Genomic DNA, 17532 nt, shown 5'->3' with positions numbered 1-17532 from the left:
TGTTGCGGTGAGGAGGTTGGAAAAGTCCCAAGGCTAGGTGGCGCCTTCGGACTCCACGTAGAGGGCGTACAGCGAATGGCTGGCCGCCATGTAGAGGCGGTTGTTCTTGGGGCCGCCGAACGTCAGGTTGGCACAGCGTTCGGGCAGGCGGATGAAACCGATGGGCTTGCCTTGCGCATTGAAGATCTTGACGCCATCGAGGTCTTCGGACTTCGCCTGCGGCTGATAGACCTTCATGCCGTTGCCGGCATCGACGGGTTCGGGCGCGAGCGCGCCGTTCCAGCCCCAGCCCATCCAGAGGTTGCCGTCGCGGTCGACGCGAAAGCCATCGAGCGCCGCAGCGCCCGTGCCATCGATGAGCTTCACCTTGTTCGACACACTGCCATCGGCCGCCACGTCATAACTCCAGAGGCTGCGGTTGGGCGTGCCCTTCCACTCGATGACGTAGAGCTTTTTCTCGTCCGGCGAGAAGGCCAGGCCGTTCGGGTTCACGAGGTCGGTGATCACCGCCGAGAGCTGGCCGTCGGGCGTGAGGCGGTACACGTTGGTCGTCGCCTGCTCGGGCGCGGCCTTCTCGCCTTCCCACGTGCCCGAGATGCCGAAGAGCGGGTCGGTGAACCACACGGTGTCGTCCGACTTCACGACCACGTCGTTCGGCGAATTCAGCCGCTTGCCCTGGTAGCGGTCGGCCAGCACGGTCATGCGCCCGTCGGCCTCGGTGCGCACCACGCGCCGCGTCACCGAGTGCTCGCAGCTGATGAGGCGGCCCTGCCGGTCGCGCGTGTTGCCGTTGCAGTAGCCGGCGTTCGCCTTGTGGACCTTGAACTCGCCGGTCTTCTCCTCGTAGCGCATCAGCCTGTTGTTCGGGATGTCGCTGCACACGAGGTAGCCCTCGCGCGGCAGGTACACCGGGCCCTCGGCCCAGCGCATGCCGGTGCCGACCTGCTCGAGCGTGCTGCTGTAGATGCGGTACTTCGCAAAGCTGGGGTCGAGGATCAGCACCGACGGATCGGGATACCGCTGCTGCAGCTTGTAGGGAAACGACTGGGCGCCCGCAGCGGCAGCCACGGCGCCGAGTGCCGAGCCGGCAGCCGCTTGCAGCAGGCGACGACGGTCCATGTGCTTGTCCATTCAGTCTCCTTGGATGTCGGAACGGTCGGCGCGTAAACAGCGCCGGGGGCTCAGCGGACCATGCAGGGCCGCTTGTTGTCGAAGGTCCAGTTCGGAATGAGGAACTGCATTGCCTGCGCATCGTTGCGCGCGCCGAGGCCATGCTTCAGGTACAGCTGGTGCGCCTTCTCGACCTCGGCCATGTCGAGCTCGATGCCCAGGCCGCCGCGCGTGGGCACCTGCACGAGGCCGCCCCCGATCTGCAGCGGCGCCTTCGTGAGGCGCTGGCCGTCCTGCCAGATCCAGTGCGTGTCGATGGCCGTGACCTTGCCGGGTGCGGCAGCGGCCACGTGCGTGAACATCGCGAGCGACACGTCGAAGTGGTTGTTGGAATGCGAGCCCCAGGTCAGGCCCCAGGCCTGGCACAGCTGCGCCACGCGCACCGAGCCCTGCATCGTCCAGAAGTGCGGGTCGGCCAGCGGAATGTCGACCGACTGCAGCGAGAGGCTGTGCACCATCTCGCGCCAGTCGGTGGCGACCATGTTGGTGGCGGTGGGCAGGCCGGTGGCGCGGCGGAACTCGGCCATCACCTCGCGGCCCGAGAACACGCCTTCGGCACCGCAGGGGTCTTCGGCATAGGCCATCACACCGTGCAGGTCGCGGCACAGGCGGATGGCGTCGGCCAGCAGCCAGCCGCCGTTGGGGTCGAGCGTGACGCGCGCCTGCGGAAAGCGCGCGTGCAGCGCGCGGATGGCTTCGACCTCTTCCTCGCCGCGCAGCACGCCGCCCTTGAGCTTGAAGTCGGTGAAACCATAGCGCGCGTGCGTGGCCTCGGCCAGGCGCACGATGGCCTCGGGCGTCATGGCTTCTTCGTGGCGCAGGCGGAACCAGTCGTTGTCGGCGCCAGGGTCGGACTCGTACGGCAGGTCGGTCTTCGTGCGGTCGCCCACGTAGAACAGGTAGCCGAGCATCTGCACCGCATCGCGCTGCTGGCCTTCGCCGAGCAGCGCGGCCACGGGCACGCCCAGGTGCTGGCCCAGCAGGTCGAGCAGCGCGGCTTCGGCGGCGGTCACGGCGTGGATGGTCACGCGCAGGTCGAAGGTCTGCAGGCCGCGCCCGCCGCTGTCGCGCGCGGCAAACGCGCTGCGCATGCGGTTGAGCACGGCGTTGTGGTTGCCGATGGGCTGGCCCACGATGAGGTCGCGCGCGTCTTCGAGCGTCTGGCGGATCTTCTCGCCGCCCGGCACCTCGCCCACGCCGGTGTGGCCGGCGCTGTCGGTGAGGATCAGCAGGTTGCGCGTGAAGAACGGGCCGTGCGCGCCGCTGAGGTTCATCAGCATGCTGTCGTGGCCCGCGACGGGCACGACGCGCATGGCGGTGACGACGGGCGCGCCCGACACGACGGAGGAGGCAGCGGATTCAGGAGAGGTCATCTTCGGGCTCGGTGGCTCAGTCTGCGGTGATGTGGCGGGTGTCGATCAATGTCTTCCATCGCGCCCACTCGCGCAACTGGAAGGCGGTGAAGTCCTCGGGCGTGCTGGCGACGATTTCCAGGCCCTGGTCGAGCATGCGTTTCTTGGTCTCGGGGTCTTGCATGGCGGCGATGACCGCGTCGCTCAGCTTCTTCTTCGTGGCGGGCGGCAGGCCCTTGGGCGCGGCCATGCCCTGCCACGAATAGACCTCGACGCCCTTCACGCCGGCTTCGGCGAGCGTGGGCACGTCGGGCAGCACGGGCGAGCGCTTGTCGCCGGTGACGGCCAGCGCGCGCAGCTTGCCGGCGCGGATGTGCGGCAGCACGGCGTTCACGTTCTGGAACGAGAAGTCGACCTGGTTGCCCAGCAGGTCGTTCACCGCCGGCGCGCCGCCCTTGTAGGGCACGTGCACGCCTTCGGTCTTCGACTGCTGCCAGAAGAGCTCGGCCGACAGGTGGTCGGACGAGCCGTTGCCCGAGCTCGCGAACGAGACCTTGCCGGGCGTCTTGCGCAGGAGCGCGAGCACGTCGGCCACGGTGTGCTCGGGCCGCGCGACATTCGCCACCAGCACGTTGGGCGCCTGCACGGGCACGCTGATGTAGTCGAAGTCTTTGGTGGCGTCGTAGGGCACGCTCTTTTGCAGATGCGGCGTGACGACGAAAGCACCGAGCGACGACACGAGCAGCGTGTAGCCGTCGGGCAGTGCGCGCCGCACGAAGCCGGTGCCGATGGTGCCGGTGGCGCCGGGTCGGTTGTCGACCACGAAGCTGCCGCCGAGCTTGCCCTGCAGCTGCTGCGCCAGCGCGCGCGCCACCATGTCGGTGGAGCCGCCGGCCGGGAACGGCACGATGATGGTCACGGGTTTCTGCTGCGGCCATGCATCGGCCTGCGCCGAAGCGTGCAGCGGCGACAGCAGCGCGGTGGCGGCGAGCGCGAAGCCCGTCGCCAGGAATTGCATTCTCTTCATGCGCGGTGGTCCGATCAGGAAGGAAGGCGCACAGCCTGGCGCGCGAGCAGCTTCCACTCGCCGCCCTGCTTCTGCCAGACGCCAAGGATCTTCAGCGCGACCTTGCCGGGCTTGCCCGAGTCGTTGGTGTCGGCCGTGAGCGTGTGGCGCACGATGGCGGTGTTTCCGTCGACGACCTTGATGGTCTGGTCGGTGATCGCGATGGTCACGAAGTCCGACTTGCGGTCGAGCAGGTCGGCGATGAAGCTGGCCTGCGTGTCGACCTTGCCGCCCGAATGGCCGTAGCTCAGGTCGTCGGCCACCAGTGCGCGCAGCGCGGCGGGCGTCGGGTCGACCATGGCGACGCGCAGCCGCTCGGCGGCCGCCGCAACTGCGGGTTCGGCCGCTGCGCCGCTGCTGCTGCCACCGCTGGCGGCACAACCCGCGAACACGGCGGTCGCTGCGGCGGCGAGCAGGAATTTTCTGATGAGCATGTCGTTGTCTCCTGTTTGTTTTGTGGTGCGGTCGACTGCGATCAGTGCCGGCTTACTGCGGGCCGAGCGTGTCGATGAGCGCCTTCAGTGCGTCCATCTCGTCGGGCTTCAGGTCGGTCAGCGGCGCGCGCACGGGGCCGGCGTCGTGGCCGACGAGCTTGGCGCCCGCCTTCACGATGCTCACGGCGTAGCCGGGCACGCGGTTGCGCAGTTCCAGGTAAGGCATGAAGAAGTTCTTCAGCAGGCGGTGCTGCGTGGCCATGTCGTCGTTGGCGACTGCGTGATAGAAATCCATCGCCGTCTTCGGAATGAAGTTGAAGACCGCCGACGAGTACACGGGCGTGCCCATCGCCTTGTAGGCCGCGGCATAGACCTCGGCGGTCGGCAGGCCGCCCAGGTAGGCGAAGCGGTCGCCCATCTTCTGGAAGATCGCGACCATCGCTTCGATGTCGCCCACGCCGTCCTTGAAGCCGACGAGGTTCGGGTTGCGCTCGGCCAGGCGGGCCAGCGTGTCGGGCTTGAGGCGGCTCGAAGCGCGGTTGTAGACGATCACGCCGAACTTCACGCTCTTGCACACGGCCTCGACGTGCGCGGCCAGGCCTTCCTGGCCGGCTTCGGTGAGGTAGTGCGGCAGCAGCAGGATGCCGTGCGCGCCGGCCTTCTCTGCCGCTTGCGCGCACTGGATGGCGAAGCGCGTCGGGCCGCCGGCGCCGGCAATGATCGGCACCACGCCGCGGCAGGTGTCGACCGCGGTCTGGATGATTTCGGGGTATTCGTCACCCGTCAGCGAGAAGAACTCGCCCGTGCCGCCCGCGGCGAACAGCGCGCTCGCGCCGTAGGGCGCCAGCCATTCGAGGCGCTCGACGTAGCCCTTCTTGTTGAAGTCGCCGTTGCTGTCGAAGTCGGTCAGCGGGAACGAGAGCAGGCCGGAGCCCATGATGGTCTTGAGTTCTTGCGGGTTCATCGGAAGTCGTCCAGTGAAAAAAGAGAAATGAGGAGAAGAAGAGATAAGAAGAAGGGGCCGCTCAGTCGAGCTTGAGATTGGCCTGCTGGATCACTTGCGCCCAGCGCGCGCGTTCCTTGGCGAAGAACTGGTCCTGCTCGGGCGCGGTCATGGTCACGACCTCGGCGCCCTGCCCCGCAAGGCGCGCCCGGATGTCGGGCGTGCGGATGATGCGGACCAGTTCCTTGTTGAGCCGGGCGATCACCGCGTCAGGGGTGCCGCGCGCCGCGACCACGCCCTGCCATGTGCCCGACTCGTAGCCGGGAACGCCCTGCTCCGCGATGGTCGGCACGCTGCCGATCAGCGGCATGCGCGTCGACTTCGAGACGGCGATGAGCTTGAGCTTGCCGCTTTGCACATGCGGGTAGGTGGCCAGCATGCCGTTCATGAGCACCTGCGTCTGGCCCGCGACGGTGTCGAGCACGGCCTGCACGCCGCCCTTGTAGGGCACGTACTCCCACTTGGCGCCGCTCTTGCGCTGCAGCTCGACGCCGGCCAGGTGCGCGGTGCTGCCGCTGGCGGTGACGGCGAAATTGAGGTCACTCTTCTTCGACAGCTCGACCAGTTCCTTCAGCGTGTTGGCCTGCACCGACGGGTGCACCACCAGCAGGTGCGGCGAGTACGCCAGCATGGCCACGCTGCGCAGGTCCTTCGACGGGTCGAACGGCAGCTTGGGGTACAGCGACGGGCTGATGGCCAGCGCGCCGAGGTCGCACAGCATGAGCGTGTGGCCGTCGGCCGGCGCCTTGGCCAGCATGTCGGCGCCGAGGTTGCCGTTGGCGCCCGCACGGTTCTCGATGACCACGGGCTGGCCCAGCGCCTCGGACAGCGGCTGGCCGATGGCGCGCGCAATGATGTCCGACGAGCCGCCCGGCGGGTACGGCACGATGAGACGGATGGGCTTGGAAGGCCAGGTGCCGCCCGCCCCTTGCGCAAACGCGTGCAAGGGCAGGCTGGCGGCCAGTGTGGTGGCGAGGGCGGCGCCGAGCGCGCCGCGTCGGTTGACGGTCATGGGGGCTGTCTCCTGAAGTTCGATGCAGGCATGCGGGGCCGCGATGGCTCCACATGTTATCAGTCATCGTACAACTAGAAAATCAGCTTGTCCAGACTTGAGCCCCGAAAACCCGGGGAGAACTCAGCGCGAAGGGGTGTTGTCGGACGAGGCGGTGCCGTGGCCGGCCGCCTCCGCCCTGGCTTTTTGCTGTTGCGCGGCTTCCTGCGCCATGCGCAGCCGCTCGCGGCTGTTGGTCAGGTGGATGCGCATCGCGGCGCGTGCCGACTCGGGGTCGCGGCGCGCGATGGCCGCGTAGATTTCCTCGTGCTCGCGGTTCACGCGGCTCAGGTAGCTGCCGTCCTGCACGCGGATCGCGCTGATGCGCGTGCGCGGGATGATCGTCGTGCCCAGGTGCCGCATGATGTCGGCGAAGTAGGGGTTGCCGGTCGACTGCGCGATCTCCAGGTGGAAGGTGAAGTCGGGTCCCACGGTGTCGCCGCCGACCTTGACGTTCTGCTCGAACGCGTCGAGCGCCTGGCGCATCGCGACCAGCTGCTCGTCGGTGCGCCGGCTCGCGGCCAGCCCGGCGGATTCGGTCTCCAGGCTGATGCGCAGCTCGAGCACGGCGAGCACGTCGACCGAGGTCGCGATCTCGCCGGGATCGAGGCGAAACACCCCGCCCATGCCGCCCGGACGCGGCTGCAGCACGAAGGTGCCCACGCCGTGCAGCGTCTCGACCAGCCCGCCCGCCTGCAGCTTGGACAGCGCCTCGCGCACCACGGTGCGGCTCACGCCGTAGGCCTGCATGATGGCCGACTCGGTCGGCAGCTTGTCGCCGGGGCGCAGCGACTGGCTGCGGATCTTCTCGCCCAGGTCTTCCACCAGCCCGTTCGCCAGGCCGCGCGCGCGCTGGCGCGGCCGCCCGACGAAGGCGGCGTTGCCCGCCGGGTTGTCAGCGGTCGTTGTCTGAACTTCGGGATTACCCGCAGTCGTTGAGGCCATGACGACGATCATAATCCCCTCACAGTTGTACGACAACAGATAACTTATCACCTAAAAAGCGGTGACGACGTTGTCCACCTCCTCCGCTTCCCCTCACACATCCCGAAGACATGTCGACGCCTGAAGCCCCCTCCTCCCCACTCGGCCGCTTGCTGCTGACCGGCGCCGCCGGCGGCCTGGGTCGCGTGCTGCGCGAACGGCTCGCGCCTTTTGCGAACGTGATCCGCCTTTCCGACATCGCCGACATCGCGCCGGCCACGGGCGCGCATGAAGAAGTCGTGCCCTGCGACCTGTCCGACAAGGCCGCGGTCGACACGCTGGTGGCCGGCTGCGACGCCATCGCCCATTTCGGCGGCGTGTCGGTGGAGCGCCCGTTCGAAGAAGTGCTCGAAGCCAACATCAAGGGCGTGTTCAACCTGTACGAAGCCGCGCGCCGCTACGGCGTGAAGCGCGTGGTGTTCGCCAGCTCGAACCACGTGATCGGCTTCTACAAGCAGGACGAGCACATCGACGCGCACGCCGCGCGCCGGCCCGACGGCTACTACGGCCTGTCGAAGTCCTTCGGCGAGGACATGGCGCAGTTCTACTTCGACCGCTGGGGCATCGAGACCGTGAGCATCCGCATCGGCTCCTCGTTCCCCGAGCCTCTCAACCGCCGCATGATGAGCACCTGGCTCAGCTACCGCGACCTCACGACGCTGATCCAGAAGTCGCTCTTCACGCCCGACGTGAAGCACACGGTGGTCTACGGCATGTCGGCCAACCGCGACCTGTGGTGGGACAACGCCGCCGCCGCGCACCTGGGCTTCGTGCCGCAAGACAGCTCCGAGGTGTTCCGCGACAAGGTCGAGGCGCAGCCGCCGGTGGCGCCCACCGATCCGAACGCCATCTACCAGGGCGGCGCCTTCACCGCACAAGGCCCGTTCGGCGACTGAACGGGCCGCACCGCATGCAAGCCGAACTCGCTCTCGACGCACGCAACGGCACTGGCGAAAGCCCGGTGTGGCTGGCCGCGCAGCAGGCGCTGTACTGGGTCGACATTCCCGCACGCACACTCAACCGCTGGCACGCCAGCGAAGGCCATGCGCAGTGGCACGCCGACGAAATGATCGCCTGCATCGCACCGCGCGCCGACAGGCCCGGCGAATGGATCGCCGGCATGGAAAGCGGCCTGTTCTCGCTGCGCGAGCGCACCGACGGCACGCTCGCGGCCACGCCGCTCGCCCCGGTGGCGCACGCCGCGCCGGGCATGCGCTTCAACGACGGCCGCTGCGACCGGCAAGGCCGCTTCTGGGCCGGCACAATGCTGCTGGACATGGCTGCGGGCGCGCGCGTCGGCCGCCTGTACAGCTACGGCGCCGGCGACGAGAGCGCAGCCCTGAAACTGGACGACCTGATCGTGCCCAACGGCCTGGCCTTCAGCCCCGACGGCCGCACGATGTACCTGTCGGACTCGCACCCGAGCGTGCAGGCCGTCTGGGCCTTCGACTACGACACCGACACCGGCACGCCCCACAACCGGCGCCTGTTCGTCGACATGAATCCCCTGCCCGGCCGCCCCGACGGCGCGGCCATGGATGTCGACGGCTGCTACTGGATCTGCGGCAACGACGCCGGCCTGGTGCACCGCTTCACGCCCGACGGCCGGCTCGACCGCTCGCTCGCCGTGCCGGTGAAGAAACCCGCCATGTGCGCCTTCGGCGGCCCGACGCTCGACACGCTGTTCGTCACCTCGATCCGCCCCGGCGGCATCGACCTGTCGGACCAGCCGCTGGCCGGCGGCGTGTTCGCGCTGCGCCCCGGCGTGGCGGGCGTGCCCGAGCCGGCCTTCGGCGGCTGACCCTTTTCTTTTTTATTGACGACAACCACCAAGAGGACGAGACAAATGAAGCTCTACAAGACACTCATCGCACTTGCTGCCGGCGCGGCGGCCGCGTTGACCACGCTGGCTGCCGGCGCCACCGAGTTCCGCTCGGCCGACATCCACCCCGACGACTACCCCACCGTGACCGCCGTGAAGTTCATGAGCGAACGGCTCAAGGCGCTGTCCGGGGGCAAGCACAGCATCAAGGTCTTCAACAACAGCGCGCTCGGCAACGAGAAGGACACGATCGAGCAGACCAAGATCGGCGCGCTGCAGATGGTGCGCGTGAACATCGCGCCCATGAACAACATCTGCCCCGAAACGCAGGTGCCGACCATGCCCTTCCTGTTCCGTTCGGTGGAGCACCTGCACAAGGTGCTCGACGGCCCGGTCGGCGAAGAAATCCTGAAGTCGTGCGAGAAGCAGGGCTTCGTGGGCCTGGCCTACTACGACAGCGGCGCGCGCTCGATGTTCACGGCCAAGAAGCCGGTGCGCAACTTCGCCGACATGAAGGGCCTGAAGGTGCGCGTGCAGCAGTCCGACCTGTGGGTGTCGATGCTCGAGGCCATGGGCGCCAACGCCACGCCGATGCCGATGGGCGAGGTCTACACGGGCCTGAAGACCGGCCTCATCGACGCCGCCGAAAACAACTACCCCACCTACGAAAGCGCGCGCGCCTTCGAGGTCGCCAAGTACTACAGCAAGACCGAGCACTCGATGGCGCCCGAGATGCTGCTGTTCTCCAAGCGCGCGTGGGACAAGCTCTCCGCCGAAGAGCAAGGCTGGCTGCGCCAGGCCGCCAAGGAATCGGTGCCCTACATGCGCAAGCAATGGCAGGAGCGTGAAGTGAAGTCGCTGGCCACGGTGAAGGCCGGCGGCGCCGAGATCATCGACGTCGACAAGGCCCCGTTCCAGGCCGCGATGAAGCCAGTGTACGACAAGTTCATCACGGACGCGAAGCTCAAGGACCTCGTGAAGCGCGTCCAGGACACGAAGTAAACAGGGCTCGCCCCCCAGGCTTCGCGCACTTCGTGACCCTGCGCCCCTGCCGGGGGGCACGAAGAGGCGGAGCCTCTCCATTTTTCGCGCTGGAAATATGTACACCAAACTTTGCCGCACGCTCGCCCGTGCCTGCATGTGGTTGGGCATCCTCGGTCTCGTCGCGGTGATCTGCGCCGTGAGCTGGCAGGTGTTCGGCCGCTACGTGCTCAACAACACCCCCACCTGGGCCGAGAGCCTCGCGCTGCTGCTGGTGCTCTACGTGACCATGCTGGGCGTGGCCGTGGGCGTGCGCGATGCGGGCCACATCGGACTTGAATCGTTCCTCGTGCTCGCGCCCGACTGGCTGCGCCTGAAGATGGAATACCTCATCCACGCGCTGATCCTGCTGTTCGGCCTGGCCATGGCCTGGAACTGCGCCTCGCTCGCCGAATCGGTGTGGGACTACCGCCTGCCCACGCTGTGGATTTCCGAAGGCTGGAAGTACGTGCCCGCCGCCGTGTCCGGCGTCCTCATCGTGATGTTCTCGATCGAACACATCATCGCCTTGGCCCAAGGCCGCGAAGTCGAACCCGCCTGGGGCTGAACCTCATCATGACGACCCCTCTTCTCATTCTTTGCCTCTCGTTCACGCTGTTCCTGCTGCTCGGCGTGCCGGTGGCGTTCTCGATCGGGCTGTCGGCCCTGGCCACGCTGCTGTACGAAGGCTTGCCGCTCGCGGTGGGCTTCCAGCAGATGACCTCGGGCATGGGCATCTTCTCGTTCCTGGCCATTCCCTTCTTCATCTTCGCCGGCGAGCTGATGCTCTACGGCGGCATCGCGGACCGCATCGTCAACTTCGCGCGCAACCTCGTGGGCCACGTGCGCGGCGGCCTCGGCATGTCGAACGTGGTGGCCTGCACCCTGTTCGGCGGCGTCTCGGGCTCGCCCGTGGCGGACGTCTCGGCCATGGGCGCCGTGATGATCCCGATGATGAAGAAGGAGGGCTACCACGCCGACTACGCGGTCAACGTGACGACGCACGCGGCCCTGGTCGGCGCGTTGATGCCCACCAGCCACAACCTCATCATCTATTCGCTCGCAGCGGGCGGCAAGGTGTCGATCGCGGCGCTGATCCTGGCGGCGCTGCTGCCGGCAGCCGTGCTCACGCTGAGCAACCTCGCGGCGGCCTACCTCGTGGCCGTGAAGCGCGGCTACCCGGCCGGCAGCTTCCCCGGCTGGGCCATCGTGGCGCGCTCGTTCGCGGCGGCGCTGCCGGGCCTGTTCATCGTGGTGCTGATCCTCGGCGGAATTTTGTCGGGCATCTTCACGGCGACCGAGTCGGCGGCGGTGGCGGTGCTCTATGCGCTGGCGCTCACGATCTTCGTGTACCGCACGCTGAAGTGGGAGCACTTCATCAAGGCGGCTTCGAAGGCCGTGCGCACCACGGGCGTGATCCTGCTGCTCATCGGCATCTCGAGCACCTTCGGCTACCTCATCAGCCTGTACGGCGTGGCCGAGCTCACGGGCCAGATGCTGTCGCAGGTGACGACCACGCCGTGGATGATCTTCCTGCTCATCAACATCATCCTGTTCGTGCTGGGCACCTTCCTGGACATGGCCGCGACCATCCTGCTGTGCACGCCGATCTTCCTGCCCATTGCACAGCAGTACGGCATGACCTCGGTGCAGTTCGGCGTGGTGATGCTCATCAATTGCGCGCTCGGCCTGAACACGCCGCCCGTGGGCACCACGCAGTTCGTCGGCTGCGCCATCGGCGGGGTGTCGGTGGGCACGGTGATGCGCACGATCTGGCCCTTCTACGGCGCGCTGATCTTCGCGCTCGGCGTGGTCACCTTCGTGCCGGCGTTTTCCACCTGGCTGCCCAGCCTGTTCATGGTGGTGAAGTAAAGAAAAGAGAAAGGGCCTCCCGATGGCCGATGCGAACACCCGACCGCCGCTGTACATCCGCATCCACGCGGCCGACAACGTGGCCATCGTCGCGAACGACGGCGGCCTGAAGGCCGGCACGGCCTTCGACGACGGCCTGGTGCTGGTCGACACCGTGCCCCAGGGCCACAAGGTGGCGCTCGTCGACCTGGCCGAAGGCGACGCCATCCGCCGCTACAACGTGGTGATCGGCTATGCGCTCAAGGCGCTGCCGCGCGGCAGCTGGGTGCACGAGCGCGTGATGCGCATGCCGGTCGCGCCCGAGCTCGACGGCCTGCCCATCGCCACGGTCAAGCCCCCTGCCCTGCCGCCGCTCCAGGGCTACACCTTCGAGGGCTACCGCAACGCCGACGGCTCGGTGGGCACGCGCAACATCCTCGCGATCACGCAGACCGTGCAGTGCGTGGCGGGCGTGACCGAGTTCGCCGTGCAGCGCATCAAGGCCGAGCTGCTGCCGAAGTACCCGCATGTGGACGACGTGGTGGCGCTCGAACACAGCTACGGCTGCGGCGTCGCCATCGATGCGCCCGACGCCATCGTGCCGATCCGCACCCTGCGCAACATCAGCCTCAACCCGAACTTCGGCGGCGAGGTGATGGTCGTGAGCCTGGGCTGCGAGAAGCTGCAGCCCGAGCGCCTGCTGCCGCCCGGCACCATCCCCATCGCCGACCAGCGCGGCGCGCCCGCCGAGGAGCTCGACGTGATCTGCCTGCAGGACGACGCGCACGTGGGCTTCATGTCGATGATCGATTCGGTGATGCGCCAGGCCGAGACGCACCTCGCGCGCCTCAACCAACGCCGACGCGAGACCGTGCCCGCAAGCGAACTCGTCGTGGGCGTGCAGTGCGGCGGCAGCGACGCCTTCTCGGGCGTCACCGCCAACCCGGCCGTGGGCTTTTGCACCGACCTGCTGGTGCGCGCGGGCGCCACCGTGATGTTCTCGGAAGTCACCGAGGTGCGCGACGGCATCGACCAGCTCACCTCGCGCGCGGCCACGCCCGAAGTGGCCGACGCCATGATCCGCGAGATGGCCTGGTACGACGCCTACCTCGACAAGGGCCGCGTCGACCGCAGCGCCAACACCACGCCGGGCAACAAGAAGGGCGGGCTGTCGAACATCGTCGAGAAGGCGATGGGCTCGATCGTCAAGTCGGGCTCGGCGCCGATCACCGGCGTGCTCGCGCCCGGCGAGAAGCTAGCGCAGAAAGGCCTGATCTACGCCGCCACGCCGGCCAGCGACTTCATCTGCGGCACGCTGCAGTTGGCGGCCGGCATGAACCTGCACGTGTTCACCACCGGCCGCGGCACGCCCTACGGGCTGGCCGAAGTGCCGGTGATCAAGGTCGCCACGCGCAGCGACCTCGCGCGCCGCTGGCACGACCTGATGGACGTGAACGCGGGCCGCATCGCCGACGGCGAGGCCAGCATCGAGGACATCGGCTGGGAAATGTTCCGCCTGATGCTCGACGTGGCCAGCGGCCGCAAGAAGACCTGGGCCGAGCACTGGAAGCTGCACAACGCGCTGGTGCTGTTCAACCCGGCACCGGTCACCTGATCGAACCACCCTCACGGAGCACAGCCATGGAAGACCTCAAGGACAAGACCGCCCTCGTCACCGGCGCCAGCACCGGCATCGGCGCCGCGGTGGCCATCGCGTTTGCCGCGCGCGGCATGCGCGTGGCCGTGCACTACAACAGCTCGGCCGATGCGGCGACCCGCGTGGTCGACACCATCCGCGCCGCCGGCGGCACGGCCTTCGCGTTGCAGGCCGACGTGCGCGACACGGCCGCGATCCGCGCCTGCGTGCAGGAAATCACGGCGCAGTTCGGCCGCATCGACGTGCTGGTGAACAACGCCGGCAGCCTGGTCAAGCGCATGCCCATCGCCGAGTTCGACGATGCGCTGTTCGACGAGGTGATGCACATCAACGCGCGCTCGGTGCTGGCCTTCTGCCGCGAGACGGTGCCGCAGATGCGCAAGCAAGGCAGCGGCGCCATCATCAACGTGACCTCGGTGGCCGCGCGCACCGGCGGCGGCCCCGGCGCGTACCTGTACGCGGGCGCCAAGGGCTTCGTGAGCACCGCGACGCACGGCCTGGCGCGGGAACTCGTGGGCGACCACATCCGCGTGAACGCGGTCGCGCCGGGCGTGATCCAGACGCCATTCCAGGACCGCTTCTCGACGCCCGCGATGCTCGAGACCTTCAGGACCGGCATCCCGATGGGGCGCCTGGGCACGGCCGACGAATGCGTGGGCGCCTTCCTTTACCTCGCTTCCGAGCAGCTCTCGGGCTACGTGACGGGACAGGTGCTCGAAGTGAACGGCGGGCAGTACATGCCCTGACGCCCCGCCTTCTCGGCACAACAGATCAACAACGGAGACAGAGACACCATGCAAAGAAGCCAGTTCGTCCGCGGCATTGCCGCCCTCTCGGCCACCGCCGCCCTCTCGCTCGGCCTGGCCGCGCCCGCCGCGGCGCAAGCCAGCGACTTCCCGAACCGCACCATCGAGCTGCTCGTGCCCTACCAGCCCGGCGGCGGCACCGACGGCCTGGCGCGCGCGTTTTCCGAAGCCAGCCGCAAGCACATCTCGCAGAGCATCGTGATCGTCAACCGCCCCGGCGCGGGCGGCGCCATCGGCTGGACCGAGGTGATCAACGCCAAGCCCGACGGCTACAAGCTCGCGGTGCTCACCGTGGAGCTGCTCACGCTGCCGCACCTGGGCCTGGCCAAGTTCAACTACGACGACTTCCAGCCCATTGCGCAGCTCAACGCCGACCCGGCCGCGATCACCGTGAAGGCCGATGCGCCGTGGAACACCATCGAAGAGTTCCTCGCCGCCGCGAAGAAGTCGCCCGAGGGCATCCGCGTGGGCAACTCGGGCAACGGTTCGATCTGGCACCTGGCCGCCGCCGCGCTCGAAGACAAGACCGGCACCAAGTTCGGCCACATCCCGTTCCAGGGCGCCGCGCCCGCCGTGCTGGCGCTGCTGGGCGGCCACATCGAGGCCGTGGCCGTGAGCCCCGCCGAAGTCACGACGCACGTGCAGGGCGGCAAGCTCAAGGTGCTGATGGTGATGGCCGACAAGCGCGTGAAGGGCTTCGAGAAGATCCCGACCGCCAAGGAGCGCGGCATCGACCTGTCGATCGGCACGTGGCGCGGCCTGGGCGCGCCGAAGAACACGCCGCCCGAGGTGATGGCCAAGCTGCGCGAGATCACCGCCAAGACCGCCGCCGAGCCGCTGATGCACGAGGTGATGGACAAGCAGAACCTGGGCTACGTCTACACCGACGGCGCGGTGTTCAAGGAAACGCTGGCCAAGGACAACGCCTACTTCAAGGCGCTGATCACCAAGCTGAACATCAAGCCGTGAACGCGACACGACAAGGAGACACAGCCATGCAACGTCGCACACTCATCCAGTCCGCCCTCACCGCCTCGCTGGCGGCAGCCCTGCCCGCCTTCGCGCAGGGCGGCAACACCTGGCCCACGGGCAAGGCCATCACCTACCTCGTGCCCTTTCCCGCGGGCGGCACCACCGACGTGCTGGGCCGCCTCATCGGGCAGAAGCTCGGCACCGTGCTGGGCACGAGCGTGATCATCGACAACAAGGGCGGCGCTGGCGGCAGCGTGGGCTCGGAGATCGGCGCGCGCGCCGCGCCCGACGGCTTCACGCTGGTAGGCGGCACGATCAGCTCGCACGCGATCAACGTGAGCCTGTACCCCAAGCTGGGCTACGACCCGCAGAAGTCGTTCGCGCCCGTGACGCTCATCGGCACCAACCCCGTGGTGCTGGTGGTGAACCAGGCCAGCCCCTACAAGACGCTGAAGGACGTGATCGCCGCGAGCAAGGCCAAGGCCGGCGGCCTCTCGTCGGCCTCGGCGGGCACGGGCACCTCGCAGCACCTGGCGCTGGAACTGCTGGGCTACAAGTCGGGCGTGAAGTTCACGCACATCCCGTACAAGGGCAGCGGCCCGGCGATCCAGGACGTGATCGGTGGGCAGGTGGACATGATGTTCGACACCACCGTGGTGGCCGGCCCGCACATCCAGAGTGGCAAGCTGCGCGCCATCGCCGTCACCTCGGCCAAGCGCCTGGCCTCGATGCCCGACGTGCCCACGGTGGCCGAGTCGGGCGTGCCCGGCCTGCAGGACTTCGAGGTGGTGTCGTGGCAGGCGATCTTCGTGCCCGCGGGCACGCCGCCCCCCGTCGTCGATCGCCTGCACACCGAGATCCGCAAGATCCTCGCAACGCCCGAGATGCAGGACAAGCTCAAGGGCTTCGGCATGGAGCCCGCCGACCTCACGACCGCGCAGATCGCCGCCTTCCAGAAGACGGAAGTGGAGAAGTGGGCGCAGGTGATCAAGGCCGCAGGCATCAAGGCCGACTGACCTCCCCGAATCCGGCAGCCACCACCCCCCCACAAGCGCCTGGTGGGCGGTGTGGTGCGGGCGGCCCCTCTGTGCCGCCGAGGCGCGCAGCGTTTCGCGGATCAGGGCTCGCAGCTGTTTGAGCGCAGCGAGTTCTGCGAGACCCCGCGAAACGCGAGCACCGCAGGGCAGCCGCGAAGCGGCCGGCACAGTGGGGCCGACCGCGCCGTACCGCCCACCGGGCGCGCATCCACACAGGTAAAGAACAAGCAAGCAACCAAGGGAAGCTTCCTACGTCCCCAAGGAGAAGCGCTTTATAGAATGCCCGTCCGATTCCGCATTCCAGGCCTTTCACAACGTGTCCGATCGCTCCGCAGTTCTGCCCCAATACCTGTTCCCCAAGCAGGCCCTGACCAATTTCGCCGGCTGGGTCGCAGGCAAGGAACGAGGCGCGGTCACCACCTGGATCATTCGCCGCTTCGTTGCCAAGTACGGCGTCGACATGGGCGAAGCGCTCGAGTCCGACATCCATCACTACAAGAGCTTCAACCAGTTCTTCACGCGCGCCCTCAAGCCCGGCATGCGCCCGCTCGCGCAGGCCGACCTCGTGTGCCCCGTGGACGGCGCCATCAGCCAGTTCGGTGCCATCGAGGGCGACCAGATCTTCCAGGCCAAGGGCCACAACTACACGACCACCGCGCTGGTCGGCGGCGACGCCGCACTGGCCGCCAAGTTCGCGCACGGCAGCTTTGCCACGCTGTACCTGAGCCCCAAGGACTACCACCGCATCCACATGCCCTGCGACGGGCGGCTGGTGCGCATGATCCACGTGCCCGGCGACCTGTTCTCGGTCAACCCGACCACCGCGCGCGGTGTGCCCGGCCTGTTCGCGCGCAACGAACGCGTGGTGTGCGTCTTCGAATCGGCCAACGGCCCCTTCGTGCTCGTGCTCGTGGGCGCCACCATCGTCGGCAGCATGGCCACCGTGTGGCACGGCGTGGTCAACCCGCCGCGCGTGGGCGAGTTGCGCGAGTGGCACTACAACGACCAGCAGATCGACATCAAGAAGGGCGACGAGATGGGCCGGTTCTTGCTCGGCTCGACCGTCGTCATGCTGTTCCCGGCGCCCGCGCTGGCCTTCAACCCGGACTGGTCGCCCACCCGCGCGATCCGCCTGGGCGAAGCCATGGCCAACTACGCCTGATTTGTGAAGCTTTGTCTCGAAACCCGCATGCTGCATGCCTGTACAGCTATAAAACCAGTAGCATCCTGATCCTTCGCGCTATAGTCGTCGGCCAGCCAGACGGTCCATGACGACCAATCACAAACAAGAGTGCGCCGCCCCGGCC

General features: G+C 67.8%; 17 protein-coding genes. 10 read left to right on the top strand and 7 right to left on the bottom strand.

What is annotated here, in order from left to right; all coding sequences use genetic code 11:
• Positions 1-33 precede the first annotated feature (33 nt).
• The 7 genes from AC07Y4_RS20210 to AC07Y4_RS20180 form a co-directional block, all read right to left on the bottom strand.
• The gene (locus tag AC07Y4_RS20210; protein ID WP_487849280.1) at positions 34-1131 is read right to left on the bottom strand and encodes an SMP-30/gluconolactonase/LRE family protein; all 1098 of its coding nucleotides are present in this window, start codon (positions 1129-1131) and stop codon (positions 34-36) included.
• 50 nt (positions 1132-1181) lie between these two features.
• The gene (gene gudD / locus AC07Y4_RS20205; protein WP_487849281.1) at positions 1182-2543 is read right to left on the bottom strand and encodes a glucarate dehydratase; all 1362 of its coding nucleotides are present in this window, start codon (positions 2541-2543) and stop codon (positions 1182-1184) included.
• Between the two features lie 16 nt (positions 2544-2559).
• Positions 2560-3549 (bottom strand): Bug family tripartite tricarboxylate transporter substrate binding protein, encoded by a 990-nt coding sequence (locus AC07Y4_RS20200; protein ID WP_487849282.1) that lies wholly within the window; start codon positions 3547-3549, stop codon positions 2560-2562.
• Between the two features lie 14 nt (positions 3550-3563).
• On the bottom strand, positions 3564-4022 hold the full coding sequence (locus AC07Y4_RS20195; RefSeq protein ID WP_139706626.1) for a nuclear transport factor 2 family protein: 459 nt from the start codon (positions 4020-4022) through the stop codon (positions 3564-3566).
• A 52-nt stretch (positions 4023-4074) separates the two neighbouring features.
• Entirely contained in the window at positions 4075-4986 is a 912-nt protein-coding gene (gene kdgD / locus AC07Y4_RS20190; RefSeq protein ID WP_447742894.1) for a 5-dehydro-4-deoxyglucarate dehydratase, read from the bottom strand.
• A 61-nt stretch (positions 4987-5047) separates the two neighbouring features.
• Entirely contained in the window at positions 5048-6037 is a 990-nt protein-coding gene (locus AC07Y4_RS20185; RefSeq protein ID WP_062470659.1) for a Bug family tripartite tricarboxylate transporter substrate binding protein, read from the bottom strand.
• A gap of 123 nt (positions 6038-6160) precedes the next feature.
• On the bottom strand, positions 6161-7021 hold the full coding sequence (locus tag AC07Y4_RS20180) for a FadR/GntR family transcriptional regulator (protein ID WP_487849283.1): 861 nt from the start codon (positions 7019-7021) through the stop codon (positions 6161-6163).
• A gap of 110 nt (positions 7022-7131) precedes the next feature.
• Between AC07Y4_RS20180 and AC07Y4_RS20175 the strand changes: the two genes are divergently transcribed.
• From AC07Y4_RS20175 to asd, 10 genes are all read left to right on the top strand, one after another.
• Positions 7132-7956 (top strand): NAD-dependent epimerase/dehydratase family protein, encoded by an 825-nt coding sequence (locus AC07Y4_RS20175; protein WP_487849284.1) that lies wholly within the window; start codon positions 7132-7134, stop codon positions 7954-7956.
• Between the two features lie 14 nt (positions 7957-7970).
• Positions 7971-8861 carry an SMP-30/gluconolactonase/LRE family protein gene (locus tag AC07Y4_RS20170; RefSeq protein ID WP_487849285.1) on the top strand — a complete coding sequence of 297 codons (891 nt, stop codon included), beginning with the start codon at positions 7971-7973 and terminating at the stop codon, positions 8859-8861.
• 45 nt (positions 8862-8906) lie between these two features.
• Positions 8907-9884, top strand: coding sequence for a TRAP transporter substrate-binding protein (locus tag AC07Y4_RS20165; RefSeq protein WP_070059672.1), 978 nt, complete (start codon positions 8907-8909; stop codon positions 9882-9884).
• A gap of 97 nt (positions 9885-9981) precedes the next feature.
• Complete coding sequence (locus AC07Y4_RS20160) at positions 9982-10470, top strand: TRAP transporter small permease (protein ID WP_062470671.1); 489 nt, start codon at positions 9982-9984, stop codon at positions 10468-10470.
• A gap of 8 nt (positions 10471-10478) precedes the next feature.
• Positions 10479-11774 (top strand): TRAP transporter large permease, encoded by a 1296-nt coding sequence (locus tag AC07Y4_RS20155; RefSeq protein WP_070059673.1) that lies wholly within the window; start codon positions 10479-10481, stop codon positions 11772-11774.
• A gap of 22 nt (positions 11775-11796) precedes the next feature.
• The gene (gene garD, locus AC07Y4_RS20150; protein ID WP_487849286.1) at positions 11797-13368 is read left to right on the top strand and encodes a galactarate dehydratase; all 1572 of its coding nucleotides are present in this window, start codon (positions 11797-11799) and stop codon (positions 13366-13368) included.
• A gap of 26 nt (positions 13369-13394) precedes the next feature.
• Positions 13395-14156, top strand: a complete 762-nt coding sequence (locus AC07Y4_RS20145; protein WP_487849287.1) for an SDR family NAD(P)-dependent oxidoreductase — start codon at positions 13395-13397, stop codon at positions 14154-14156.
• Between the two features lie 48 nt (positions 14157-14204).
• Entirely contained in the window at positions 14205-15185 is a 981-nt protein-coding gene (locus AC07Y4_RS20140; protein ID WP_487849288.1) for a tripartite tricarboxylate transporter substrate binding protein, read from the top strand.
• 26 nt (positions 15186-15211) lie between these two features.
• Positions 15212-16204: a Bug family tripartite tricarboxylate transporter substrate binding protein gene (locus AC07Y4_RS20135; protein WP_487849289.1), complete on the top strand. Its 993-nt coding sequence runs from the start codon at positions 15212-15214 to the stop codon at positions 16202-16204.
• 337 nt (positions 16205-16541) lie between these two features.
• Complete coding sequence (gene asd / locus AC07Y4_RS20130; protein WP_153285152.1) at positions 16542-17387, top strand: archaetidylserine decarboxylase; 846 nt, start codon at positions 16542-16544, stop codon at positions 17385-17387.
• Positions 17388-17532: the final 145 nt, after the last annotated feature.

It is taken from the genome of Variovorax sp. GW460-12-1-14-LB1, from assembly GCF_059423605.1.
This window is presented reverse-complemented; position numbering and strand designations above follow the sequence as displayed.